This window comes from Collinsella sp. LCP19S3_B6 (assembly GCF_052121815.1).
Lineage (GTDB): Bacteria > Actinomycetota > Coriobacteriia > Coriobacteriales > Coriobacteriaceae > Collinsella.
The window spans coordinates 1-25,071 of record NZ_JBQKDN010000007.1; the positions used below are offsets into that span (position 1 = coordinate 1).

18 protein-coding genes and 1 tRNA gene are annotated in these 25,071 nt (G+C 60.5%); 8 read left to right on the forward strand and 11 right to left on the reverse strand.

The window, feature by feature from the left end; translation table 11 throughout:
* Window positions 1-574 precede the first annotated feature (574 nt).
* Entirely contained in the window at window positions 575-3,493 is a 2,919-nt protein-coding gene (locus tag ACTQWD_RS03780) for an AfsR/SARP family transcriptional regulator (RefSeq protein WP_441559289.1), read from the forward strand.
* Window positions 3,494-3,554: 61 nt separating this feature from the next.
* Here ACTQWD_RS03780 and ACTQWD_RS03785 read toward each other — a convergent pair whose 3' ends face one another.
* The 6 genes from ACTQWD_RS03785 to ACTQWD_RS03810 all read right to left on the reverse strand — a co-directional run bounded on the left by ACTQWD_RS03785 (window position 3,555) and on the right by ACTQWD_RS03810 (window position 10,919).
* The gene (locus ACTQWD_RS03785) at window positions 3,555-3,854 is read right to left on the reverse strand and encodes a YhbY family RNA-binding protein (RefSeq protein ID WP_117839974.1); all 300 of its coding nucleotides are present in this window, start codon (window positions 3,852-3,854) and stop codon (window positions 3,555-3,557) included.
* Window positions 3,855-4,011: 157 nt separating this feature from the next.
* Window positions 4,012-4,899 (reverse strand): methyltransferase domain-containing protein, encoded by an 888-nt coding sequence (locus tag ACTQWD_RS03790; protein WP_441559290.1) that lies wholly within the window; start codon window positions 4,897-4,899, stop codon window positions 4,012-4,014.
* 318 nt (window positions 4,900-5,217) lie between these two features.
* Window positions 5,218-6,582 carry a PFL family protein gene (locus ACTQWD_RS03795; RefSeq protein WP_427719427.1) on the reverse strand — a complete coding sequence of 455 codons (1,365 nt, stop codon included), beginning with the start codon at window positions 6,580-6,582 and terminating at the stop codon, window positions 5,218-5,220.
* Window positions 6,583-6,690: 108 nt separating this feature from the next.
* Window positions 6,691-9,249: a homocysteine S-methyltransferase family protein gene (locus ACTQWD_RS03800; RefSeq protein WP_441559291.1), complete on the reverse strand. Its 2,559-nt coding sequence runs from the start codon at window positions 9,247-9,249 to the stop codon at window positions 6,691-6,693.
* Window positions 9,250-9,258: 9 nt separating this feature from the next.
* A complete protein-coding gene (locus ACTQWD_RS03805) occupies window positions 9,259-10,047 on the reverse strand; it encodes a hypothetical protein (RefSeq protein WP_441055160.1) in 789 nt (262 codons plus the stop codon).
* Entirely contained in the window at window positions 10,047-10,919 is an 873-nt protein-coding gene (locus ACTQWD_RS03810) for a methylenetetrahydrofolate reductase (RefSeq protein ID WP_441055158.1), read from the reverse strand. The genes ACTQWD_RS03805 and ACTQWD_RS03810 overlap by 1 nt, the downstream gene beginning before the upstream one ends.
* 495 nt (window positions 10,920-11,414) lie before the next feature.
* On the opposite strand from ACTQWD_RS03810, the gene ACTQWD_RS03815 reads away from it, so the two are divergent.
* Window positions 11,415-13,502: a glutamine synthetase III family protein gene (locus tag ACTQWD_RS03815; RefSeq protein WP_154517961.1), complete on the forward strand. Its 2,088-nt coding sequence runs from the start codon at window positions 11,415-11,417 to the stop codon at window positions 13,500-13,502.
* Between the two features lie 382 nt (window positions 13,503-13,884).
* Here the strand turns inward: ACTQWD_RS03815 and ACTQWD_RS03820 are convergent.
* The 4 genes from ACTQWD_RS03820 to ACTQWD_RS03835 all read right to left on the reverse strand — a co-directional run bounded on the left by ACTQWD_RS03820 (window position 13,885) and on the right by ACTQWD_RS03835 (window position 18,403).
* Window positions 13,885-13,961 (reverse strand) — tRNA-Glu (locus tag ACTQWD_RS03820).
* A 99-nt stretch (window positions 13,962-14,060) separates the two neighbouring features.
* Window positions 14,061-16,238 carry a MurT ligase domain-containing protein gene (locus tag ACTQWD_RS03825; RefSeq protein ID WP_441559292.1) on the reverse strand — a complete coding sequence of 726 codons (2,178 nt, stop codon included), beginning with the start codon at window positions 16,236-16,238 and terminating at the stop codon, window positions 14,061-14,063.
* A gap of 45 nt (window positions 16,239-16,283) precedes the next feature.
* Window positions 16,284-17,327: a hypothetical protein gene (locus ACTQWD_RS03830; RefSeq protein WP_441559293.1), complete on the reverse strand. Its 1,044-nt coding sequence runs from the start codon at window positions 17,325-17,327 to the stop codon at window positions 16,284-16,286.
* Window positions 17,327-18,403, reverse strand: coding sequence for a hypothetical protein (locus ACTQWD_RS03835; protein ID WP_154517956.1), 1,077 nt, complete (start codon window positions 18,401-18,403; stop codon window positions 17,327-17,329). The genes ACTQWD_RS03830 and ACTQWD_RS03835 overlap by 1 nt, the downstream gene beginning before the upstream one ends.
* A gap of 500 nt (window positions 18,404-18,903) precedes the next feature.
* Here ACTQWD_RS03835 and ACTQWD_RS03840 point away from each other — a divergent pair, with 500 nt between their 5' ends.
* The 5 genes from ACTQWD_RS03840 (at window position 18,904) to ACTQWD_RS03860 (ending at window position 24,328) form a co-directional block, all read left to right on the forward strand.
* On the forward strand, window positions 18,904-20,118 hold the full coding sequence (locus tag ACTQWD_RS03840) for an iron-containing alcohol dehydrogenase (protein ID WP_117794788.1): 1,215 nt from the start codon (window positions 18,904-18,906) through the stop codon (window positions 20,116-20,118).
* A 151-nt stretch (window positions 20,119-20,269) separates the two neighbouring features.
* Window positions 20,270-21,337: a glycerol dehydrogenase gene (locus ACTQWD_RS03845; RefSeq protein ID WP_441559294.1), complete on the forward strand. Its 1,068-nt coding sequence runs from the start codon at window positions 20,270-20,272 to the stop codon at window positions 21,335-21,337.
* Between the two features lie 151 nt (window positions 21,338-21,488).
* Complete coding sequence (locus ACTQWD_RS03850) at window positions 21,489-22,742, forward strand: 4Fe-4S binding protein (protein WP_441559295.1); 1,254 nt, start codon at window positions 21,489-21,491, stop codon at window positions 22,740-22,742.
* Between the two features lie 114 nt (window positions 22,743-22,856).
* On the forward strand, window positions 22,857-23,933 hold the full coding sequence (gene ychF, locus ACTQWD_RS03855) for a redox-regulated ATPase YchF (RefSeq protein WP_089572784.1): 1,077 nt from the start codon (window positions 22,857-22,859) through the stop codon (window positions 23,931-23,933).
* 11 nt (window positions 23,934-23,944) lie between these two features.
* Entirely contained in the window at window positions 23,945-24,328 is a 384-nt protein-coding gene (locus ACTQWD_RS03860) for a DUF1648 domain-containing protein (RefSeq protein ID WP_427719441.1), read from the forward strand.
* 9 nt (window positions 24,329-24,337) lie between these two features.
* Here ACTQWD_RS03860 and ACTQWD_RS03865 read toward each other — a convergent pair whose 3' ends face one another.
* Window positions 24,338-24,727 (reverse strand): hypothetical protein, encoded by a 390-nt coding sequence (locus ACTQWD_RS03865; protein ID WP_441042349.1) that lies wholly within the window; start codon window positions 24,725-24,727, stop codon window positions 24,338-24,340.
* 76 nt (window positions 24,728-24,803) lie between these two features.
* Here ACTQWD_RS03865 and ACTQWD_RS03870 point away from each other — a divergent pair, with 76 nt between their 5' ends.
* Window positions 24,804-25,022, forward strand: a complete 219-nt coding sequence (locus ACTQWD_RS03870; RefSeq protein ID WP_427719445.1) for a helix-turn-helix domain-containing protein — start codon at window positions 24,804-24,806, stop codon at window positions 25,020-25,022.
* Window positions 25,023-25,071 lie beyond the last annotated feature (49 nt).

Below are 25,071 nucleotides of genomic sequence, written 5' to 3' on the forward strand. Positions count from 1 at the left end.
CGTGCCCCCTTCGTCGGTGATTTGTTGTTTAGTCGCTAGAAATCATATGACGGGGCGCGGGCCGTGTTCCGCTATGCGGTTGTCAATTTGCGAAAGAAATTATGCGTCACCGCGGGCTTTATGGTGTGCATAACATTAGCTTGCCAAAAGCTTGACGGTGGTGCCTCGTATAGTGTGATGCATTCTCTAGCATATTCTATTCAAATATGCTACTAATGAGTCGCAAACGGTAGCAGCGCGTAGGCGAGTTGCGCAACAAAATATTACAAGCCCCATTGCGTTACACTGCCAAATGAGTGGGACATGCTGGCAAGCGCATTGACCTGCGCAAAGACCGGTTGGTTGGGGGAAAAGTTTCAATCGGCGCTCGCTGAACAAAAACTTGCCAAATGCGAACCGAAAGACAACCTAAAACTCTGCGTCGTTCGATTTACGGGATGGCTTGGGCTGTCTTGCGATTACGGTGTCCATGTGGCCGAGGTAAGGAGCGAGCATGATGAACGGGCTGAACGATACGGACGATCTCGAATTGGCGCCATTGGGCACAGGTTATATGGTCCGACGTGATCGCCTGATGAGCGAGTTGATTGTCAAGGGCCGCAAGGCGGGCATTGTGTTGCTCTATGCACCAGATGGGTTTGGGAAAACATCGATATTGCTTCAGTACACTCAGGAAGTCAAAAGCGACCCGACGCGCGGTCTGGTACGAATCATCGAGGCTGACCGCGCGATTGCCCGCGAGGTGTTTATGCAGCTCGAAGTGGTCACAGATGAACTTGAGGACAAACCGCGATCGTTGATTGCGATTGATAACGTCCCCAACCTCGATCAGCAAGATACCGAGGAGCTTATCGATCGAATTCGAGGCCTGCGCACTATGGGGATCGGGGTCTTTGTCACCTGCCGCCCCTCAAATCGCCAGTTGATTCGCGGGCTGGGTGACTCGGTCAAGATCAATGCGCAGATGCTCAAGGTGCATGCCTATGAGTATTCGGCTTGGGCATCGGCGTTCTCGATTAGCACGTCGCTCGATTTTTATCAGCTCACACAGGGTGTTCCCGAGTTGGTTTCGGCTATGCAGACGGGGCTGTACGGAGAGGGCGACGTTGCCAGCTTGCTCGAAAACGAGATTGTCAACGTATACGGTGCGGCACTTGCCGATATGGCATCAATCGATAACGGCGCCCTATTTAACGTGGCGTGCGTGATGGCCCTGATGGGCGAGGGCAAGATTGCGGAACTTGAGGCATGCGGTGTCAGGCTCTCCATGATCGATCAGTCCTATCTTGTTCGTGATTATCCGATTTTTGGTGTCGATCCGGTCGACCGAAGCTTTACGTGTATGGGCACCGAGGATAACGCGCGCCTGAGATTACGAAAAATGGTTGCGGAAATTCGTCCAGAACTCGTTATGCGCGCGGCACGCATTCTGCTCAAGGCGGGCCGATGCGATGCTGCGATGGATTTGGCAGATGCCTTTTTGGATCGCGATGCCGTCCTTGAGCTTGCTGGACAGTATGGTGTCGATTTGGCTCTGACTGGGCATGGAGGGGATGTCTGTCGCGCGGTACTGAGGACGACGGATGCCGACAATCCCGCGTTGGAGCCGACGCCCACCGAGGCACTTGGTGTCTATTTGGCGGCGGTAAGCGTTTCGAATACTAAACTGGCCCGGTATATGGCCTCGATTGTCGAACATGCGAGCGCACAGTCGGTCCGCGAGATTGATTTGGTTTCTTGGAAAGTCGCCCAGGTGCTTACGGTCGTCTGTTATGGAGATTGCGAGCTTGGGCTTCCAGCCAATCCTGCTCTTCCAAAAAATGAGGCATCTTGTGCTGCGCTCGATATGCTGTCGGCGCATATCGAGGTTAAGAGCCGGCTGACCGAACAGGCGAAAGACGGCGCAGCGCTTTCGGGACTCAAGGCGAACAAGGTATATGATTGCGAACTCGATATTGCAGAGATTCTTATACGGGCAGATCGGATGTTGGTGGAGCTCTTCGATGGGTCCTTTATGGAAATCGATGAGCGTGACGACGAGATGTCTCGAACACGGGAGGCACTCGATGCTCGTGGGCTTAAGGCACCGGCTGTCTGGGTGCGTATGGTGCTGGCGGCACGGCGTCTGCTTGCAGGCCTGCCAATGACTGACGATACGGCGTTTAATGAGCTCGATCGCTTTGCCGTGCGCGTGCGTGACAATCAAATCCAGCTGTTTGGCCTGCTACTTGAAGGCTGGCAGGCGCTCGCCGAGGGGCGCCCGGTCAACGCGAAGTTCCGCGCGGTCCAGGTACTCAAGCTTGCTGACGAGTCGATCGCATACATGCGCGACAACGCGTTGCTGTTGGAGCGTGCATCAAGCCTTCGCAATACGTCGATGGTATCGGTACGAGAAGAGGCAGAGCTGCTCGACCTAAGTCGGACACAAGTCGGCGGCGCGGAGGCTTGGGTCGTAGCGCTGCATTTGGCGTCTGCGGGCCGTGACAGCGATCTTGCCGCCTGGATGTCTATGAATCGTTCTGGGATTCTGGAGCCAGCGTATCGGCTGTTTGCACGCCTTGCGATGCATTGCCTGGGCGAGCCTGCTGCCAAGATTCGAAAGAAGCTCCCGGTGCGTGAGCTATCGCGATATTCGCTGCGCGACGATTTGGAGGGAGAGAGCGAGCGGCTGTTCCAGGTCGGCGAGGTCGAACCCGTCGACGCTATCGATCATATCGAGATTCGCATGTTTGGCGCGTTTCGTGCCGAGCGCGACGGATTTCCCATCACAGACAAGATGTGGCGTCGTAAGAAAGCGGCAACGCTTGCCGAGCGGCTTGCGTTGGGTATCGATTCGTTTGTCGATCGCGAGACCTTGGCTATGGAACTGTGGCCACATGCCGAGTACAGTAGCGCCCGTAACAACTTGTATTCGACTGTGTCACGCTTACGATCCGCTTTGGGACCCACGCCAGATGGCAAGTCGTGCGTCCTGATTCAAAACGACTGCCTTGGCCTCAACAGGGATTACGTTAAGACCGATGTGAAGCTATTTGAGCAGATAAGCCGCGAGATTTTGGGTAATCGCACAAGAGTGCGTGGGCCTCACCTGGTCGAGCTGTGTCTTAAGATCGAACAGCTCTATACCGGACCGCTGTATATCCCCAACGGTTGCAATCCGACGTACTTTTTGCGCATGCGCCGCATCATGCAGTCGAAGTTTATCGACTGCATGATTGTGGGAGCAAGCGCTGCCTTGGAAGAAAACGACCTGCAGTCGGCAATCTGGCTAGCAGAAGCGGGGCTACGTCAGGAGACCGCACGCGAGGACATGGTGCGATGCGCCATGCGTGTGTACGGAGCGGCGGGGAGACGCCGCGATATCGTCGAGCTCTATAGCGGGCATATCCATCATCTTAAGGAACAGGTCGCAGGCGTTCCCGAGCCCGAGACCAAGCGTCTCTACGAGCGTCTGGTCGAAAGCAGGGTCAACCGACCGTTCATTGAGCGATAAAAAACGGGCGCCCGCATCAATCGGACGCCCGCAGGCTTGCTCTGTGTGAACCGATCGGCCCTTAGACGAGCTTGATCTTCTCGATATCCTTGCGCGAGGACTCTCGATACAGCGAGAACTTGCGGCCGATAACCTGAACGACGTCGGCGTGGCAGCGCTCGGCGAGTTCCTCGGCGGCCTCGCGGGCAGAAAGGCTGGAGCCGTCCAACACGGAGCACTTAACGAGCTCGTGCTTCTCCAGGTAGGCGACCGTCTGCTCGACGGTACCCTCGTTGACATCGGACTTACCGATGATGATGGCGGGGTTGAGGTGATGGGCCATGCTGCGAAGCTGCTTGACCTGGGCTCCTGTCAGTGCCATGGGTTCTCGCTTTCTATGTATGGGGCGCCCCGCGATGGGGCCTTAATCTACGTGAGCTGTCCCACGATAGCGCAGGAACGGCGCGGTGTGGAGCGCGTTTGCCAGTTCGCAAAGAATGCGGATGCCGGGCGGGTAGACGATGCATACTTTAGATGGGCTACGGTCGGGGCGCAGAGACCGGCTCCCAGGCGATAAACGCCCATCGGACTTTGCGGATGTGGTCGAGCATGTAACGTCCCTGTGGCACGCCCTTGGATCCCGGCTCGCCGGCATGGGGGTTCTCGATCATATGTTGGGCGATATAGTCGCGCAGACGATCGATCTTATCCTCGTTGCCATGCTCGAGCATACGGGAGAGGTCCGCCACGCCGGCCTCGAGGCTATCGAAGGTGTCACGACGGGACGATTCAAAATACGTGACCTGCGGTAGTGCACCCATCTGAATAAGGATGTTAAAGGCGTACAAAAAACCATTGCTACGGGTAACCGAGGCGCCGATGGCATTCATCACGTGCAGGTCATAGTGCGGGCTGGAGTTGGCGACCATCGTGACAGCACAACGCCGCCGAGCCGTACGGTCGAGCTTGGCAAGCGCGCCTTTTAGGTCGTTCGTAGTAACCGAGCGACTCGCAAAGGCAACATCTACCGCTTTCGCGACCGGTCCAACCAAATCCCAGTCATCATCCCAAGCAAGCTCAAGCGGTGTAATGCGATCCTCGAGCCCATAGTACTCAATGCCAGCATCAAGCGTGCCCAACATAGCAGGGGAAAAATCAGCAGCAATCACGGGATGTCCAGCCTGAGCAAGCGGAACAGCAATCGACCCGGCCCCGCACCCCATATCGAGCACCGACTCGCCGGGCTCAAGCGCCAGCAGCTTTATAAAATCTCGGGCGTAGGGGGCAGTCTCAAGCGGCCGAAAATGCCGAGCACGCTTATCCCATTCAAAAGAATCATCAGCCCGCCGCCGACCAGCCTGCAAGCGCATCCATTCGCCATTCCAATCCGCAGAAAGAAGCTCAGAACGAGCATCCCCATCAACCACGGGCCATCCCTCCTCACAACAAAAAAGCGACTCCTCCCAAAAGAAGAGCCGCAACCAGCATATATCAGAAAAAGAACCGTTCCAACGCCAAACCGCCGCACCAGCCAAGTGGTGCAGGAGCGAAGCAACTGCAACCGGGATAGAACCCAACTGAGGTCCCGATGTGCGGGAGCCCCGGTGAGGGCAAATATATAAGGTCGATCGCGAGTTCCGCACGAGCCGGAGAGCACATAATGTGCTCTCCGTGCGAGTCAGGACTGTCCGAGCAGGCGACCTTATATATTTGCCCTCACCGGGGCTCCCGCCCGAACCCTTCAGCTAGTTCTTGAGCGAGTTCAGCGGCGCCGGGAATCGTCCACCGCGGTGGGCAAGCACGGTGCCGGCGTTGGGGTTCACCGGCATGATGGGCGCACGGCCAAACAGGCCGCCATACTCGACGCAGTCGCCCACGCCCTTGCCGATGGCGGGGATCACGCGCACGGCCGTGGTCTTATTGTTGATGACGCCGATGGCCATCTCGTCGGCGATAATGCCGGCGATAGTCTCGACCGGGGTGTCGCCGGGAATGGCGATCATGTCCAGGCCAACGGAGCACACGCAGGTCATGGCCTCGAGCTTCTCGAGCGAAAGCGCGCCGGCCTCGACGGCGGCGATCATGCCGGCGTCCTCGGACACGGGGATAAAGGCGCCCGAGAGGCCGCCCACGCTGGAGCTGGCCATGACGCCGCCTTTCTTGACGGCATCGTTGAGCATGGCGAGCGCGCAGGTCGTGCCGGGGCCACCGCAGGTGCCCACGCCGATGATCTCGAGGATGCGCGCGACGGAGTCGCCGACGGCAGGCGTAGGCGCTAGCGACAGGTCGACAATGCCCTTCTCGACACCTAGGCGACGGGCGGCCTCGCGACTCATGAGCTCGCCGGCACGGGTGATCTTAAAGGCGGTCTGCTTAATCTTTTCGGCGACTTCCATCATCGATGCGGAATCGGGCAGCTTCTCCAGGGCTGCGGCCATAACGCCGGGGCCCGAGACGCCTACGTTGATGACGGCGTCGGCCTCGCCACCGCCGTGAACGGCGCCCGCCATAAACGGGGAGTCCTCGACCATGTTGGCAAAGCAGACAAACTTGGAAGCACCGACGGAATCCTCATCTGCCGTAAGCTTGGCGGCATCGATGATGGTCTGAGCCGCCATGAGCACGGCGTCCATGTTGATGCCGGCGCGCAGGCTGGCGACGTTGACGCTGGAGCAGACGCGGCTGGTGGTAGCGAGCGCCTGGGGGATGGACTGGATGACGCGGCGGTCGGCGTCGCCGATGCCCTTCTGGACGAGTGCGGAGAAGCCGCCCAGGTAATCGATGCCGAGCGTCTCGGCCGCGCGGTCGAGGGCATGCGCGATGGGGGTGAGGTCCTCATCCTTGCAGCACGCGGCGATCTGCGCCACCGGGGTGACGGAAACGCGCTTGTTGACAATGGGGATACCGTACTCGCGCTCGAGGTTCTCGGCGGTCTCGACCAGATGCTCAGCCGTGTGCGTCACGTGGTCGTAGATCTTCGTGCACATGCGGTCGAGGTTCTCGTCGCCGCAACCCATGAGCGAAACACCCATGGTGATGGTCCTGATGTCGAGGTTCTGCTCCTCAACCATGCCGCGGGTTTCCGCGATTTCTGCGGGCGTGATCGCCATCCTTGCACTCCTATCTGCCAAAACGAGCATAGTCTTGTCTATTCTAACGTGCCGCACGTGCCAAGTGGCGCATGCGGCACGTTTTGGTGCTCGGTTGTTTCCGTTGTGTTACTGCCCAAAGACCTCTTCGGCGATACGAGCGCTTTCGGCGGCGTCCTTGGCGTAGTAGTCCGCGCCGATCTGCTTGGCGTATTCGGGGGTGAGTACGGCACCGCCTACGATGATCTTGACGCCCGGCACCTCGGCATGAAGCAGTTTGATGGTCTCCTCCATAGCGACGACCGTGGTGGTCATAAGCGCCGAGAGGCCGACGAGCTTGATGTCGCGCTCCCGTACGGTCTTGAGCACCTCCTGCGGGTCGACGTCGCGGCCTAGGTCAAAGACGGTATAGCCGTAGTTATCGAGCAGCATCTTGACGATGTTCTTACCGATGTCGTGGATGTCGCCTTTGACGGTGGCCACGCAGATTTTGCCCTTGTCGGCAATCTCGCCGGCGGGCATCAGGCGCTTGATGGTGTCAAAACCCACGCGCGCGGCCTCGGCCGAGGCCATGAGCTGCGGCAAGAAGAACTTTCCCTGGTCAAAGAGGACGCCAACCTCGTCGAGGGCGGGGATAAAGTGGTTGTTGATGAGGTCCATGGCGTCGTGGTCTGCCAGCAGACGCTCGGTCTCGGCCGCAATCTCGCCTTTGCGGCCCGAGACGACCATGCGACAAATCGGGTCGTCGTTGCCGTCGGTGCCGTCGGTGCCAGCGGCGGGCACAGTGTCGGTCGATACTGTCTGAGCCGCCGCCGGGTTCGCGGCGATCTTGTACGGATCGGTCCAGCCGGCGTAGCGCTCGATGTATCCGGTCGAGCCCTCGTCCTCAACGCTCAAGACGCGATAACTGTAGACGGTATCCATAAAGCGCTTGGAGCCCGGGTTCATGATGGGAGCGTCCAGGCCCGCGCCGAAGGCGGCAGCCAAAAAGACCGAGCCCAGCAGCGGGCGGGCGGGCAGACCAAAGCTGATGTTCGACACGCCGAGCGCGCATTTGACGCCCAGACGCTCCTTACACAGGGACATGGCGCGCAGAATCTGCTCGGCTTGGCGTTGATTGGTCGAGGCGGTCATGACCAGACAGTCGATGAGGATGCGGTCCGGTCCGATGCCGTAGCGGGCGGCCTCGGCCACGATGCGCTCGGCGATGGCGAAGCGAGCCTCGGCGGTATCGGGAATGCCGCCTTCGTCGAGCGTGAGGCCGACGACGTTGGTGCCGTAATGGGCGACCAGCGGAAAGATCTCATCCATGATCTGCTGCTTGCCATTGACCGAGTTGATGATGGGCTTGCCGGCGTAGCGGCGCACGGCGGCCTCGACGGCTGCGGGGTCGGTGGAGTCGATTTGCAACGGCAGCAGCGTGGAACCCTGGAGCTGCTCGGTGACCTGTTGGATGATCTTGACCTCGTCGATCTCGGGCAGGCCCACGTTGACGTCCAGGATGTCGGCGCCTTGCTCCTGCTGGCTGATGCCCTGGCTTACGACGTAGTCCAGGTCGCCGTCGCGTAGGGCCTGCTGCAGGCGCTTTTTGCCGGTGGGATTGATGCGCTCGCCGATGACGGCGATCTTGTGGCCGTCACAGGGGAGGTCCACCACGGTCTGGGCGCTTGTGACCGACATGCTGGGCTTGCGGTGGCGCGGACTGGGCGTGTGGGTATCGATAAGCGTGCACAGCGCTGCCATGTGCGCCGGCGTGGTTCCGCAGCAACCGCCCACGACGCTCACGCCGTCGGCGATCATGCCGGCGACGGCCTTGGCGTATTCGGGGGCCTGGATGTCAAAGACGGTGTTACCGTCGTCGTCCACGTGGGGGAGTCCCGCGTTGGCCTGCACCATAACGGGCTTGTCGGTAACGGTGAGCATGCGTGCGGCGAGCCCTCGGAGCTCGGCCGGTCCCTGGCTGCAGTTGATGCCCAGGACGTCGGCGCCGATGGCGTCGAGCGTGATAGCGGCAACCTCGGGACTCGTGCCCAGGAAGGTGCGGCCGTCTTCCTCAAAGGTCATGGTGGCAAAGACGGGCAGCTCGGAGTTCTCGCGGCAGGCAAGGACCGCCGCCTTGATCTCGGCAAGATCTGTCATGGTCTCGATAATAAAGAGGTCCACACCCGCCTCGACGCCAGCGCGCACTTCCTCGGCAAAGAGGTCATAGGCCTCGTCGAAGCTGAGGGTACCCAAGGGGCGAAGCAGCGCACCGATGGGGCCGATATCGCCGGCGACGTAGCGGGCACCGGCCGCGCGGGCGCAGGCGACGGCGGCGGCAAAGACATCTGCCACGGTGGCGGCACCGTCGAGCTTGTGGGCGTTGGCGCCAAAGGTGTTGGCGGTGATCACATCGCAGCCGGCCTCGACATACTGACGCTGAATATCGGTAATGACCCGGGGCTCCTCAAAGTTGAGCAGCTCGGGCAGGGCGCCGGCCTTCATGCCGGCCGCCTGCAGCATGGTGCCCATGCCGCCGTCGAACAGCAGGTGCCCCGTGCCCTCGATGGCGGCGCGCAGGCGATCGTCCTTAATGCAAAGGTCGTCGATCGTGCGCGTCTTGTACGTGGCGCCCTTGCGGCGGGCAGCATCAACGGGCGCCGCCAGCGCGGTGCCGTCCAGATCATGAGTGATAAGCGGAGTAAACATCGGGGGCTCCTAATGGCTGGAATAGCAGGTGGTGTGGGCGGCGCGGAAGCGGCAGTGCTCGCGCATGCGGCAGATATTGCAGGTGGGGCGACTCTGGGCGTCGTGGACCTCGCCGTCAAACAGACCGATCACCGCGGTCACGCTCTTGGTGGGCATGAGCAGGCTGGTAGGTGTGACGGTAAGCCCGATGAGCCGCGTGGCGTTGAGTGCAGCCACGATTGAACGCTGAGCCGTAAGCGGGCAGTCGCCGTAGCCGGGACTGAAGCGCCAGTTACCGGCGAGTCCGTGTGCGGCGGCCGCAGCCTTGACCTGCTGGTCCATCTGCTCGACGGCAGCTTCCACATAGGCGGAGCACGCGGCATCGAGCACGGCTCCCTCTAGGGGCTGCTGGGCTCCCGTGGTGCGCAGACGACGCTCGGCGTCCATGCCGAGGGTGCATGCCATGAGCGCGGCAAAGCGGGCGTCTTTGAGATGTCGATAGATATCGCGACCGCGCAGCTCAACGTTGGTTCCAACCAGACGGATGCTGGGCTCTCCCTGCTCGTCCACGCCCATGGCATCGACGGCAAATACGCGGCGCACGCCACGGGGCTCAATGTCCAGTTCCAAACGTTCAACGACAAGCTCAATACGCTGCGACAGCTCGGGCTCAATCTGCTGGCCGCCGTAACCCAGATACCGCAGCATCTCGGCACGATCGACGCGGGGATGGTGGGCATCATCGATACGGTAGAGCGCCGGCGACGCAAGGTCGGCCGGCACTTCACCAAAAGCTGTATCGATGTGCGGTTTTTCCATTACCCCAGGCGCTCCATAATGGTTGCGGCGATCGCAGGACGATTCATAGTGTACAGGTGCAGACCGTCGGCACCGTGCTCCTTAAGGTCGCAAAGCTGGCGGGCTGCATAATCTACACCGGCTGCCTGCAGGCTCTCGGGGTCGTTCTCGTATTTGGCGAGAATCTTGATGACGGGGGAGGGCAGCGACGCGCCGCACATAAAGACCATGCGGCTGATCTGCGACTTGCCCATAAACGGCATGATGCCTGCGGTAATGGGCACAGTGATACCGGCCTTGTCGGCAAGCTCGCGAAAACGGTAGAAGCACTCGTTATCAAAAAAGAGCTGCGTCACAAAGAAGCTCGCGCCGGCGTCCTGCTTTTGCTTGAGATATTCGACCGAGAGGTTGAGATTCTCACAGGCAATGTGGCCTTCGGGGTAGGCTGCGGCGCCCACGCAAAAGCCGGCGTCGACGAGCTCGGGGATGAGGTCGCGGGCGTAGGCGTAGTCCGAGGCGGGCTTGTTATCCTCGCTCGCGCCGGCGGGAAGATCGCCACGCAGGGCCAGCACATTTTCTACGCCGGCGGAGCGGTATTCGTCGATCTTGGCAGCGATATCGGCATGCGTGCGGCCAACGCAGGTGAGGTGCGCCACCGAGGGCGTATCGAATTCGCTCGTAATCATATGCGCGATGGGGGCGGTGGCGGAGCCGTTGCCCGAGCCGCCGGCCGAGCAGGTGACCGAGACAAAGCTCGGCGAAAGCTTGCACAGATTGCCAGCCACCTCGCGAGCCGTGTCGAGGGTAAGCTCGCCCTTGGGCGGGAACATCTCAAACGAAACGGGCGTGGTGCCCTGGGATGCTGCCTGCTTAAAAACCTCGTCGACGCGCATATCGTGCTCCTTTAGATACATTAGCGTGATGTGTTGTAAGGATTCTACAGCACCGCTGCGCTACGGTGGAGTTTTACTCGCTATTTGGAAATATCAATCGAAGATGTTTCGCTATCGGCATTCCCTATAACAGCGTAGCTAATTTGGAGCTTTTTTACCCCATCAACCAGGTACGCAGGGTAGTCTTTTTGGGACGGGGCTTTTTTAGCTACCCAATCTGGCGCCTCCAAAGCTTGAGACCATATTTAAATAGGGCAGCTAAAAAAGCCCCGTCCCAAAAAGACTACCCGTAAACCATGCGGAGAGGTCTGCAATTTATACAGTTGATTGACTGTTGAGGGTGGCAACATCGCCGCGATGCGGTAACCTCATTGATTAGTTTCGCGACGGCAACATAACGGTAATGTCGCGGAAACACGTCGAGTCTAAGCTATGACTCGTTCGTTAGTAATCAACACCGCTTCTCACGCGGTGCCGATACGAAGGGAGTTCCGTATGGCCGAACTTACTGACCGCTTCGGGACCATGGTGTTCTCTGAGGAAGTCATGAAGGACTACCTCCCCAAGGACATTTGGAAACGCCTTGCTGCAACCCTCGAGGACGGTGAGCCGCTCGACCTGGATGTGGCCAACGCCGTTGCCCATGCCATGAAGGTTTGGGCCATCTCCAAGGGCGCGACGCACTACGCGCACTGGTTCCAGCCGCTTTCGGGCATTACTTCCGAGAAGCACGACAGCTTCCTCGAACCCAACCACGACGGCACCGCTATTACCAAGTTTACGGGAAAGAACCTCATCCAGGGCGAGCCGGACGCCTCCAGCTTCCCCAACGGCGGCCTGCGTGCCACCTTCGAGGCCCGCGGCTATACCGCTTGGGATCCCACCAGCCCCGCCTTTATCAAGGACGATGTCCTGTGCATCCCCACGGCTTTCTGCTCCTACACGGGCGAGGCCCTGGACAAGAAGACCCCGTTGCTGCGCTCCATGACCGCGCTCTCGCGTGAGTCCAAGCGCGTTTTGGCGCTGTTTGGTAAGACCCCCAAGAAGGTCGTTCCTTCCGTGGGCGATGAGCAGGAGTACTTCCTGATCAAGAAGGACGCTTACCGCAAGCGCAGGGACCTGGTCATCACCGGCCGCACCCTCTTTGGTGCTGCTCCCTGCAAGGGCCAGGAGCTCGAGGAGCACTACTTTGGCGCTATCCGCCCCACCGTCTCGGCCTATATGAAGGACCTGGACGATGAGCTGTGGGCGCTTGGCATTCCCGCCAAGACCAAACACAACGAGGTCGCTCCCTGCCAGCATGAGCTCGCCCCCGTCTATGGCGAGGTCAACGAGGCCATCGACCAGAATCTGGTCATGATGGAGAAGATGAAGCTCATCGCCTCCCGCCACGATTTGGTCTGCCTGCTGCACGAGAAGCCCTTCGAGGGCATCAACGGTTCGGGCAAGCACAATAACTGGTCGCTTGGCACCGAGTCCGAGAATCTGCTCGATCCGGGCGACACCCCGCTCGACAACCTGCAGTTCATCGTCTTCCTCACCGCGGTGATCGAGGCCGTCGATAACTACCAGGAGCTCCTGCGTGCCTCCGTTGCCTCGGCCGGCAACGACCATCGTCTGGGCGCCAACGAGGCTCCTCCGGCGATTATGTCCATCTTCCTGGGCGACCAGCTTACCGAGGTCGTCGAGAAGATCATCGATGGCAAGGCTTCCGTCCATGCCACGCGCGGCGTGCTCGACCTGGGCGCCGATACCCTGCCCAAGCTGATGCAGGACAACACCGACCGCAACCGCACCTCTCCGTTCGCCTTCACCGGCAACAAGTTCGAGTTCCGTGCCTGCGGCTCCGAGCAGAACGTCTCCGACTCCAACCTGGTGCTCGATGCCGCCGTGGCCAAGTCGCTCAAGTCCTTCGCCGACGCACTCGAGGGTACGCCCGAGGATAAGTTCCAGGACGCCGCGCTCGAGTACTGTAAGAAGGTGCTGACCGATCACCAGCGCATCCTGTTCTCCGGCGACGGTTACTCCGACGAGTGGCCCATCGAGGCCGAGAAGCGCGGCCTTGCCAACAACAAGACCACGGCCGACGCTCTTCCCGCCTTTGTTTCCGATAAGGCTATCGCGCTCTTTGAGGAGACGGGCGTTCTGACCAAGGCCGAGGCTCAGTGCCGCTACGACTGCAAGCTCGAGAAGTACAACAAGCTCATGAACATCGAGGCTACCACGATGATTCGCGAGGCACGTCGTACCTATCGTCCGGTCATTACCGCCTATGCCACCAAGGTCGCTAAGGGCCTTGAGACAATTCGTGCCGCCGGTGCTGAGGCCGCCATGCAGTGCGAGCAGAACACGCTCAACAAGCTCTGCAACGGTATCACCGCCATCAACGACTCCATCAAGGCGCTCGACGCCGTGCATCAGAAGGCCGAGGCTCTCGATGGCCAGGAGCAGGCCAATGTGTATGCACACGAGGTCGTTCCCGCTATGGATACGCTGCGTGCCTCCGTGGATGCCATGGAGGAGATCGTGGCCGCCGACTACTGGCCGGTCCCGACCTACGACGACATCCTGTTCTACGTGTAGGGCATAGCCAACATATCGTCACGGTATTAAGCCGGGGTCCGCATCGCGCGGGCCCTGGCTTTTTGATTGCGAAGGACGCTTTGGAGTCCGTTTTGCCGCCGATTTGCCGGGGTCCGCACCCTGTCGGGTTCGAATCCCGGCGTTGGGGTAGAAAAAAGCCCGTCACCGCGGGGGTAACGGGCTTCTCGTTTCAAATGGTGCCCCCAGCGGGATATCCGCGTGCGGCTGGCGCCGCCCGCCTTCGCTGCGTCGCTCCGCTCCTTGCGTGCTGCGCTGGAAAACGCTTCGCGTTTCCTCAGCTCCGCACCCTGTCGGGTTCGAATCCCGGCGTTGGGTAGAAAAAAGCCCGTCACCGCGGGGGTAACGGGCTTCTCGTCTCAAATGGTGCCCCCAGCGGGATTCGAACCCGCGATATCCACCTTGAAAGGGTGGCGTCCTTGGCCGCTAGACGATGGGGACAGCGGGAAAGAGTATAGCAGACTTTTTTATTCGTTCACATATCGTTGGCAAACTGAAAAACCACCACAAAGATGCCTGTCCCTTTGTGGTGGCGGGGCGTTAGGGGAGGAGCTTCATCGCGGCGTCGTGGGCGGCGTGCTCGTAGGTGTCGTCGAGGGGCTTGAGCGGCAGCAGGGCGGCGGCCTGTGCATCGCCACGGCGCTCGAGGGCATGGGCGATGAGCCAGTCGGCGAGCTCGGGGTTCTTGGGCAGTGCCGGTCCGTGTAGGTACGTGCCGATGACGCCCTTGTAGATGAGGCCCTCAAAGCCATCGTCGCCGTTGTTGCCGGTGCCCGTGACGACAGATGTTCCGAGCGGCGTGGCCTCTGCATCGAGCAGGGTGCGGCCGCCGTGGTTCTCGAACCCCACAAAGGGCTCGGGTGCCAGGTCGGTCTTGACGGCGACGTTGCCTATCAGGCGGTCGGAGCCGCGCACGGTCTCGGCGGCGATGACACCTAGACCCTCGATGCGATTCTCGCCCATATAGTACGAACGACCGAGCAGCTGATAGCTGCCGCAGATAGCGAGCAACGAGCCGCCGTCCTCAACATATGTCGCAACCTTGTCCTTTTGAGCGAGCAGCTCGTGTGCCACAGCCAACTGATCGCGGTCGGCACCGCCGCCCATCATGACGATGTCGGCGTCGGTAAGATCGAGCGTCTCGCCCATGCGGACCTCGTCCACGCGCGCGGGAATGCCGCGCCAGGCGCAGCGGCGCTCGAGGGCGATGACGTTGCCGCCGTCGCCATAGAGGTTGAGGGCATCGGGATACAGATAGACGATACGCAGCGGGCGCGGAAGCTCGACCGGCGCAATATCGGTGGGGACGGCGCTGCCATCGGTGCGTGTTACGGCGCAGGAGGCAACCGAGCTCGCATCGGCGTCTTTAAGTCCGTCGAGCTCTTTGACCAGCGGCGGGAATGCCGTGTAATTGGCGACGGCATAGAAGGTGTCATCGGCTGCCTCATCTGCCACGGCGCCGATCGCCTGCTCGATATTCGAGATGATGGCGGCGTCGATGCCGGCGTACTTCAGGCGCACCTGCATGTCGTGCGCGCGCGTACCCCCGGCAAAGGCGATAAGCCCTGGGGTATCGGCGATGCGCTCGAAGTCGACGTCGTAGATCCACGAGACATCGTGGCCGTCGGCGTCGTTGTCATTCAGGAAGAAGGCGCAGAGTCTGCCGCCTGCCGTTTTAATGGACTGGATCTGGCGATCGAAGCCCACGGGATTTTTGGCCAGGTTTGCCTCGACGGTACGGCCGGCAATCTCCCAGCGGCCCATGCGTCCGCCGGCGGGGACGTAGGCATCGAGCGTGGGCTGCAGATGCACTGCGTCCACGCCCAACTCGCGCGCCGCAAAGAAGGCGGCGGCAACGTTGTAGACCATGTACAGGCCGTTGTAGCGCGTGGCGATGTGCGTTGCGGGCGCTTTTGCCTCGGGTCCAAAGGCCAGGTCAAAGCCGTAGCCGTCGCAGCCGAGCTCAACGCCTGTCACGCGACGGACCAGCGCGGGGCGACCCCAACCGCACGAAGGACAATGATAGGCGCCGAGCTGGCCGTACTGCACATAGTCGTACTTCAGCGGCGCGTTGCATTGCGAGCAAAAACGCGAGTCGCTAATGCGATCGGACTCGGTGCCCGTGGCGCCGTCGATGCCAAAGGCGATGCTCACATTGGGGACGCGTGCGGCGATTGAGGCGCAGAGCGGGTCGTCGGCGTTATAGATGAGCGTCGTTGCCGGCGAAAGCTCCAACGCGTGGGCTATGACGTCCTGGGTGTGGTCGATCTCGCCGTAGCGGTCCAGCTGGTCGCGGAACAGGTTGAGCAGCACAAAGTACGTTGGCTTGAGCTTGGGCAAGACGCGCACCGTGTAGAGCTCGTCGCACTCAAAGACGCCTACGCGCTTGCTGCTGTCGGCACGCTTAAGATCGCTGCGGCCCTCGAGCAGGGCACCCACCACGCCCGGCTCCATGTTGTTGCCGGCGCGGTTGCATACCACGGTGGCGCCGCTGGCGGCAACGGCGTCGGCGATGAGGTTGGAGGTAGTGGTCTTACCGTTGGTGCCGGTGACCACCACGCTGCGGTCGACAAGGCTCGCGAGGTCGCTTAGCAGCTCGGGGTCGATCTTCATGGCGATGCGGCCGGGGAGTACGCCGCCCTGGCGCTTAAGGATGGAGCGCAGCCCCCAGCGGGCGATATCGCTCGAAGTGCAGGCGAGAGATGAGCGGAAGTTCATGAAGCCGTTCCTAACGTGAATGACATGGTCGTGGCGATCGTGCCGTTAAAAGCCATAACGGCGCGCAAATTCCTGGGCAAGCTGCGATACGTCTTCGCAAGCGTTGGCCCAGGGGGCAAAGTCGGGAGTATCCGAGATGATACCGTCGGCCTCCCAAACTGCCTGGTGCGAAAGGTCCCAGGGGTCGTGCGGCTCGGGCCGGCAGGGAAGGTACGGCGTCTGATACATGGGGTTCAGCAAAAAGAACGCGCCGCCCTCGCAGCGGTTGGCAAACTCACGCAGGGCGCGTGTCGCCGGGCGCATCTTGTTTGTTTTGAACAGCAGGATCGTGCGGGCGAGTAGGTACCAGGGGGAGTTCTCGAGGGCATCGGCCCCCATCTGCTCCTCGAGCTGGTGGGCCAGGGCAAAAAAGCCGTCCTCGTCTTCCAGACGAGCGAGGGCGAGTAGCACGGTGCCGGCAGCTCGGGTGGGATAGCCTTCCGCCTTAAGAACACGGCGAGAATAGTTGACGGCAGCACGGTAGCGGGCGCTCGCCATGCACAGCTGCGAGATGGCCTCGAGCGTGTGGAGCCATCCGATAAGCGCCGGCTCGCTCACGGTGAGATCGGCCGCCGTCACGCCGTCTGCCAGCACCTTGTTGGCCCAGTAGTGCGGAGCCTCCATGTCGAATCCGGGCACGCTTTGCCGTAGGTAATCGGCTGTGGTCGCCTCGAGCTTCATCAGGTCGCCCAGGCAGGCGTCGACGGGCGTGTCCGCCAAAATGATGGCAAGCAGCTGGGCATCGAAGACACACGCATCGACGCGGACGATCTTGAGCAGCTCATCGCGCATATCGTCGAACAGGCGGTTGCGCGTCTGCTCAAACTCCTCATCGCTGCCCATATCCTCGATACGATGGAGCTCGTCGAGCAGGTGGCGGTGAACACCGGCATAGGAAAGCAGTGCCTGGGCATGCTCGGTCTGCGCATACTTATGGGGGTTGACGCTTACGTCGTTATGGACAAGATCGCGTGCTGCATCGGTGAGTTCGGGGTGCGACGCAACGTAGGCGCGCTCCAGGTAGGCGGGGATGTAGACGCTCGGATCCATTAGAGGTCTCCTCCCTTAAACGGCAAGCCCTGCTCGGCCGCCCGCAGGATGCGCTCGTCAATCTGGGAACGCACGATATCGTTGGTGGCGACCCAGGCAGCAAAGCTGGCGTTGTCGGGGGCGCCCAAGCCCTCCTGCAGTACCGGCGTCGCTTCGGACAGCGCAAGGACAAGCTCGTCGGTGGAGCCCACGCCCACGTTGACGCGGGCATAGACGCCATCGGGAAACTCGGTTTGAAAGTAAAGCGCCTCGGCTGCGTGCGGGCACGAGCGCGCAAGGATGCGCAAGTAGTGTTCGGCGCCCTCGTAGTCCAGCTCGCGCCAGGCAGCGCTCATCAGCGCGATGAGCGTCCACGGGTCTAAGTCGCGCTCCGCGTCCTTGGGACGACGGCGCAGCGGCGTGTTGGCAAGATAGGGGACGGAGTGGGCAGAGCGAAAGCGTTTGAGCTCCTCGGCGGGGTATTCGAGTTTTGCCATGGCGAGCATCGCAGTGTGGCGGACACCGGCCGGATCGTTGGGGGCAAAGTCCAGGCTGCGGTTTGCGGTTTCGAGCGACAGGCGGTAACGGCCGCTAATGAGGGCGCGCGACGCAAGGGCGGCAAGCCAGCGCAGGTAGGGGCGGCGTGTAAGGTCGCCTGCGGCCTCGCGCTCGTAGGGGTCCTGCGCCGAGGCGATCTTGAGTGCCAGGTCGTGCTCGACTTCATCGCGCTTGGATACCAAGTACTGTACGTACTCCTCGTTGGAGTTAGCGGTGAGGGCGGTCAACATGCGCTGAGCGTCCCAGTTGGTCGGGTCGAGTGCGGCTGCCTCGCGAAGCATGTTTTCGGCAGCGGTCTCTTCTTGCTCTGCCTGGGTATCGTCAGGGATAAAGGGAATGCGGTAGTCGACAGCCTCGACTACCTTGGCAATCAGATGTCCGGCGCGGTCGCGGTCGTGCACGATGAGCGGCGCGGGGTTGCGGGTGAATTGTTCCATCAGACGCTCTACGGCAGGGCCGTCGGTGAGCGGGATATTGTCGCGGCGCAAGGCCTCAAGAACGAGGCGATGGCAATCTTCTTGAATGGGATCGAATGCCATGGGGCCTCCTTTGCTGCGGTTAGGGTTCAAATGTCTCTATATAAGGTTCTAGTTTACCCGCATGAGGCACATCGGGAGTGCTGCACTTGGACATGCACCTTTGCACCACGAAGACGGATGTCGCACAAATGTCGGCACCTTGGACGACCGAGTGGTATCACGGTGCCGCAAACGGTCGATTTTTGGCGGCGAACGGTGTGTCTTTTGGAGGGGCACAGTCCTGCCCTGGATATGTGGTCAACCTTGATAAAACGTTTGCCCAGCTTGGGAGTATGAATGCCGCATAAGGTTCTTCAGGGATGGAAAAAACGTTTCATCATTGTCGGCTTTCGGTAAATAACTGACCAACCAGAACGGTAAAATAATGTTTGTCTGAGCGTTGAGACGTTTAGACATCGCGCATTGTCATCGCCGGCAACGCGCAAAACGGTCCTAACGGAGCCAATCGGGTGCTCCGTTATATACGCAAGTCTAAGAGGGGCTTGTTTAGGAGGCACAGTATGGGACGTTTTACCAATCCTCGCGATCTGTACTTTGGTGAGGGCGCTCGCCACGAGGTGAAGAACCTCAAGGGCAGCAAGGCCATCATCGTGACCGGCGGCGGCTCCATGCGCCGCGGCGGTTTTTTGCAGGACGTCGAGGCCGACCTCAAGGAGGCCGGTTTCGAGGTCAAGCTGTTCGAGGGCGTCGAGTCCGATCCGTCCGTCGAGACGGTCATGAAGGGCGCCGAGGCCATGACCGAGTTCCAGCCCGACTGGATTATCGCCATTGGCGGTGGCTCGCCCATCGATGCCGCTAAGGCTATGTGGCTGTTCTACGAGTATCCCGAGGAGACCTTCGAGGAGGCAGTCGTCCCGTTCTCCTTCCCGGAGCTCCGTCAGAAGGCTCACTTCTGCGCCATCTCCTCTACCTCCGGCACCGCTACCGAGGTCACCGCGTTCTCCGTCATCACCGACTACGCCAAGGGCATCAAGTACCCGCTGGCCGACTTCAACATCACCCCTGATGTCGCCATCGTCGACCCCGAGCTCACCTACACCATGCCCGCCAAGCTGTGCGCTCACACCGGTATGGACGCTCTGACTCACGCCATCGAGGCCTACGTCTCCACCGCTGGCTCCATGTACACCGACGCCAACGCCCTGCATGCTATCCGCGAGATCGTCGAGTGGCTGCCCAAGTCCTATCAGGGCGATCATGAGGCCCGCCAGCACATGCACGACGCCCAGTGCATCGCCGGCATCGCCTTCTCCTCGGGTCTGCTGGGCATTGTCCACTCCATGGCTCACAAGACCGGTGCCGCCTTTGAGGGCGACCACATCATCCACGGTTGCGCCAACGCCATGTACCTGGGCAAGGTCATCCAGTTCAACGCCAAGGACGCTCGCGCCAAGAGCCGCTACGCCTTCATCGCCAAGGAGATCCTGCACCTCGCCGGCGAGACCGAGGACGAGCTGGTCGAGGCTCTGGTCCAGGAGATTCGCGACCTCAACGACAAGCTCGACATCCCGCAGGGCATCAAGAACTACGGTGCCAAGGGCGTGAAGGCCGACGAGTCCATCATCGATTACGATGAGTTCGAGGCTAAGAAGCACGACGTTGCCGCCAACGCCATCCTCGACGCCTGCACGGGCTCCAACCCGCGCCAGCCGTCTCAGGAGGAGATGGAGCAGCTGCTCGAGTGCGTCTACACCGACACCCCGGTCACGTTCTAATCGGCACACATTGTTCTGAAAAGGGTCTCGCGCTCTGTGCGCGGGACCCTTTTTCTATGGTGCAATCTAACCTGTCCTCAATGCGCCAAGTTGCCACAAGGGGACAGGTGGCTTTGCAACAATCGTTGTTTGATGAAGGGCGGATTCTCGTATGGCGCTTCCTATGGTTTATGGCGGTCCCGGCCGGTATGTTCAGGGGCCGGGCGAACTTTCGCGTCAGGGCAGATACCTGTCGTGGTTGGGATGCTCCGCCTTTGTCCTGTTTGACCAAGGCACCGAGGACCGGCTGCGCAAGCAGATCGTCGATGGATTTCTGGACGAAGATCTAAGCGAGCCGTTCTTTAAGATTTACAACGGTCCGTGTACGGAAGAGGCCGTTGTCGAAATGGCCAAGGAAGCCCGGGCCGAGTATTGCGACATGGTGGTGGGCATTGGCGGCGGCAAGATGCTCGATATCGCCAAGGCCGTTGCGTTTTATGCTGAACTGCCGTTGTGCGTATGCCCCACGGCGGCTTCGATGGACGGCCCGTGCAGCGCGATTTCGGTGCTGTATCACGAGGATGGGTCGTTCGACCGCTATCTGATGCTCGAAAAGAATCCAGATTTGGTTGTGGTCGATACCGGCGTGGTCGCGGCAGCCCCGCTGCGTATGACGGTCGCTGGCATGGGCGACGCACTGGCAACGTATTTCGAGGCGCGTTCGTGCGCCGCGGCGCACGGCGCCAACGAGCACGGTGGCGCGCCGGGACACTTGGCCTTGGTCGCGGCTCGTGCCTGCTATGACACGCTTATGGAGTTTGGTGTCGCTGCCAAGCGCGATCTTAAAAAGGGTCGTATATCGCCGGCGGTTGAGCGCCTGATCGAGTGCAATATCCTACTCTCGGGCGTCGGCTTTGAGAGCGGTGGCTTGGCGTTGGCGCATGCTATCGCCAACGGCCTGACGATTCTGCCCGAGTGCAAGGCCATGCACGGTGAGGCCGTGGCATTTGGCCTGGTGGTGCAGCTTCGTTTGGAGCGCGCGCCCGAGCTTGATCAGGTGCTCGAGTTTTGCCGGCGCGTTGGTCTGCCGACGACACTCGAGGAGCTGGGCCTTGGCGAGATTTCTGATGATGACCTGCTGAGCGTTGCGGACGCAACTTTTAAGAACGAGCGCAATATGGCTAACGAACAGGCCAAGGTGACCAAACAAAAGCTCGTGCAGCTCATGTGCGAGGCATAGCTTGGCGCTTGATTGACCTTGTGCAATCGAGGCGGCGATAGGCCATAGGCTATTTGTCTCAAAGATGCGCCGCATGTAATTTGCCCGAGGCGTGGGCCGATGGCGTATCATTATCTCTTGCTTGTTTGCACTGCTCAGGGAGGGGCCGCGCATGGCGCAGGAACACGATCTGTTTGATGACATTATCGAGATCAGCAAGGGTTTCGACTTTCTTAAAAACCCGCTTGGCGGTGTGACCGATGCGCTCGATCCGTCGGCGCCGCAGTGGAATCCTGCCGACTACAAGGAGCGTCCGCGCGGCAACACCATTCCGTGCCTGACCTGCAAAAACGAAAAGAGTGGCTGCTCCGCGTGCATGGATGTGTGCCCGGTCAACGCTATCGAGGTCGAGGAAGACTCCATCGAGATTCTCGACTCCTGCCGCAAGTGCGGCCTGTGCGCCGCTGCCTGTCCGACCGAGGCAATCATCTCGCCGCGCCTGGCGCCCAAAAACATGTATGACGACATTGTCTCGGCGGCAACGAGCCACGAGACCGCCTACGTCACCTGCACGCGCGCCCTCAAGCGCATGCCGCGCGAGAACGAGGTCGTCGTTGCCTGCGTGGGCGATATTACGGCCGAGACCTGGTTCTCGGTACTGGCGGACTATCCCAACGTGAGTGTGTACCTGCCCCTGGGCGTGTGCGATAAATGCCGCAACACCGGCGGCGAGGATATCCTGGGCGAGGCGATTGCGAAGGCTGAGGAGTGGTCTGGCACGGGTATGGGCCTGGAGATCGACCCCAAGAGCCTCAAGTGCCATAAGCTTCGCGAGTACGAGCGCAAGGAGTACATGGAAAAGATTGCCCGCACGACGGGTCTGACGGTGACCAAGCTCAACCCGGCGACGGCGGCGCTGGCCTCGGTGACGCAGAAGTTGAAGGCCCACCGTCACCAGATTACCCAGCTGGAGCGCACGCTCAACACCATGTGCGGCACCACGACGGCAAAGCGTCGCCGTTCGCTCACGCATGGGCGGCAGCTGGTGCTTTCGACACTGCAGAACCATCCCGAGCTTGCCCAGAACATGCAGGTGAGTACGCCGGAGTGCGATTTTGACAAGTGCACGTCGTGTGGCGAGTGCGTCAATGTATGCCCCACGTTCGCCTGCGATTTGGTGGGAAGCGGCCGCTTCGCGTTGGAGTCCACGTATTGCTTGGGCTGCGGCGCCTGTGTCAAGGTTTGTCCCGAACATGCGCTCAAGCTGGTCGAACACGATGCGTCCAACTTGGTTGTCGTCGACCCCGAAGCCGAGGAAAAGGCCGCTCAGAAGGCCAAAGCCCACGAAGAGGCCCAAAAGGTAAAAGCCGAGGCGAAGGCCAAGCTCGACAAGATGCTCGACCAGGTGGAGAAGCTCGCGGACTAGCCAGCTACCCCAATCTTTGCTTCATTTGCGCCGCCGCGGTGTCCGGATTCGCCCGGATGCTGCGGCGGCGCTATACTTATGCAGTTTGAAGTACCTGTACCAAAAGGAGCTGTCGTGTCCCTTTCCATCGGTATCGTGGGCCTGCCCAACGTGGGCAAGTCGACGCTGTTCACCGCGCTTACCAAAAAGACCGGCCTTGCCGCCAACTACCCGTTCGCCACGATCGACCCCAACGTGGGTATCGTCGATGTGCCCGATAGCCGCCTGCAAAAGCTCGCCGACATTGTCAACCCTGGCCGCATTGTGCCGGCTACGGTCGAGTTTGTCGACATCGCGGGCCTGGTGAAGGGTGCCAACGAGGGCGAGGGCCTGGGCAACCAGTTCTTGGCAAACATTCGCGAGACCGACGCTATCTGCGAGGTCGTGCGCTATTTTAAGGATCCCAACGTCATGCGTGAGGTGGGTCGTACGGGCGAGTTCGTCGATCCCGCCGGCGATGCCGACACCATCATGACCGAGCTCATCCTGGCCGACATGGGCACGCTCGAGAAGCAGCTGCCTAAGCTCGAGAAGGAGGCCAAGCGCGACAAGGAGCTCATGCCCAAGTTTGAGGTCGCCAAGCGCCTGCTCGCCTGGCTCAACGAGGGCAAGCGCGCCGCGTCCATGGAGATGACCGACGAGGAGCGCGCCGCTGCGAAGGGCCTGTTCCTACTCACCATGAAGCCCATCTTGTATGTGGCCAACGTGGATGAGGACATGCTCAACGAGGACCTGGCGCCCATCGATGGCGTCAAGCCGCTGCCGATCTGCGCCAAGATCGAGGCCGAGCTTTCCGAGCTCGATCCCGAGGATGCGGCCGACTACCTGGAGAGCCTGGGCCTGGAGCAGCCCGGCCTGGACGTACTCGCGCAGGCAGCCTACAAACTGCTCGGTCTGCAGTCGTTCTTTACGGCTGGCGAGATGGAGGTCAAGGCCTGGACGGTGCGTCAGGGCGCGACCGCCCCGCAGGCCGCCGGTGTCATCCATACCGACTTTGAGCGCGGCTTTATTAAGGCCGAGGTCATTGGCTATGACGACTACATCGAGCTCGGTGGCGAGCAAGGCGCCAAGGCTGCAGGCAAGCTGCGCATCGAGGGCAAAGAGTATGTCATGGCCGATGGCGACGTCGTACACTTCCGCTTTAACGTGTAAGGACGGCGAGCATGTTTAAATATGGAAAAAAAGCTGGCTACATGGGCATCGCGCTGCTGGTGCTTGCAGTGCTTCCGCTGGTGGTCGCAGCGTTTGTAATCCCCAACATTGGTCCCGAGGTGGCAACAAAGTTTAACGCCGCCGGTGAGGTGACGCGCTGGGGCAAGAGCTACGAGCTGCTGGCGCTGCCGGTACTCAACCTGCTGCTGAGCGTGGCGACGTACTTTACGGCGGGACGCCAGGCAAAGAACAATGAGGACTCCGCCGCCATGGCGCGCATCGTGTGCGAGCGCTACCTGCGAAACGGCTGCATCACGGGCGTATTCCTCAACGTAATTAACGTCTACTTTATGTATTCGGCGATTACCGGCACAGGCTTTGGCCTGGGCTTTTAGCTTGCGCCTTTAGGCAACGAGCCTGCAAGCATATTCGATGGCTGCTGCGAGGCCGCCGCTCGATCGTGGTTGAAAGACCACATCGGCGGCGGCCTCGTTTTCGTATCCGGCACCGCGAAGGCAGAGCGCGATACCGGCTTCCAAGAGAAGGGGCAGGCCACACTGGCTGGTTGTGATTACGGCAGCCTGATTGAGTGAGCAGCCGTGCGCTTGGCATTGGATGGCAAGTTCACCTTGCGCTGGGCAAGGGACCAAAACGGCGGCGACGCGACTTGATAGCAATGCAAATGCTGTGCGCTCATCGGGCGAAAGGCATTCTGCTTCAACGACGACGAGCTTGGGCGGCGCGCTGTTTGTGCGAAGCGTGGCTCGGTACATGCGGACCGAAGAACCCGACATAGAAAACTCCTGTATATTGGGCGAAACGTAAACTATAGTTTACGTTTTTGTTTTGCTCCATTTCAAACTCGTCTGCATGAACGAACATGCGAAACAGATTCTTGGCGAGCGAGTCGAGCGGACGCGCAAGGCCCTTGGTATCTCCAAGGTCGATTTTTGCGTGGCGGTTGGAATCAGCCGACCTTATCTCGATCAAATCGAAAGCGGAACGGCAAACAGCACGCTCGAGATTTTATTTAAACTTGCGCCCGCGCTTGGCATGACGGTGTCAGAGCTTCTCGAGGGCATTGAGTAGGCGTTTTTGCTAGATTTGTCGTTTGCTGAACGGGTCCCCCCGACGGCGG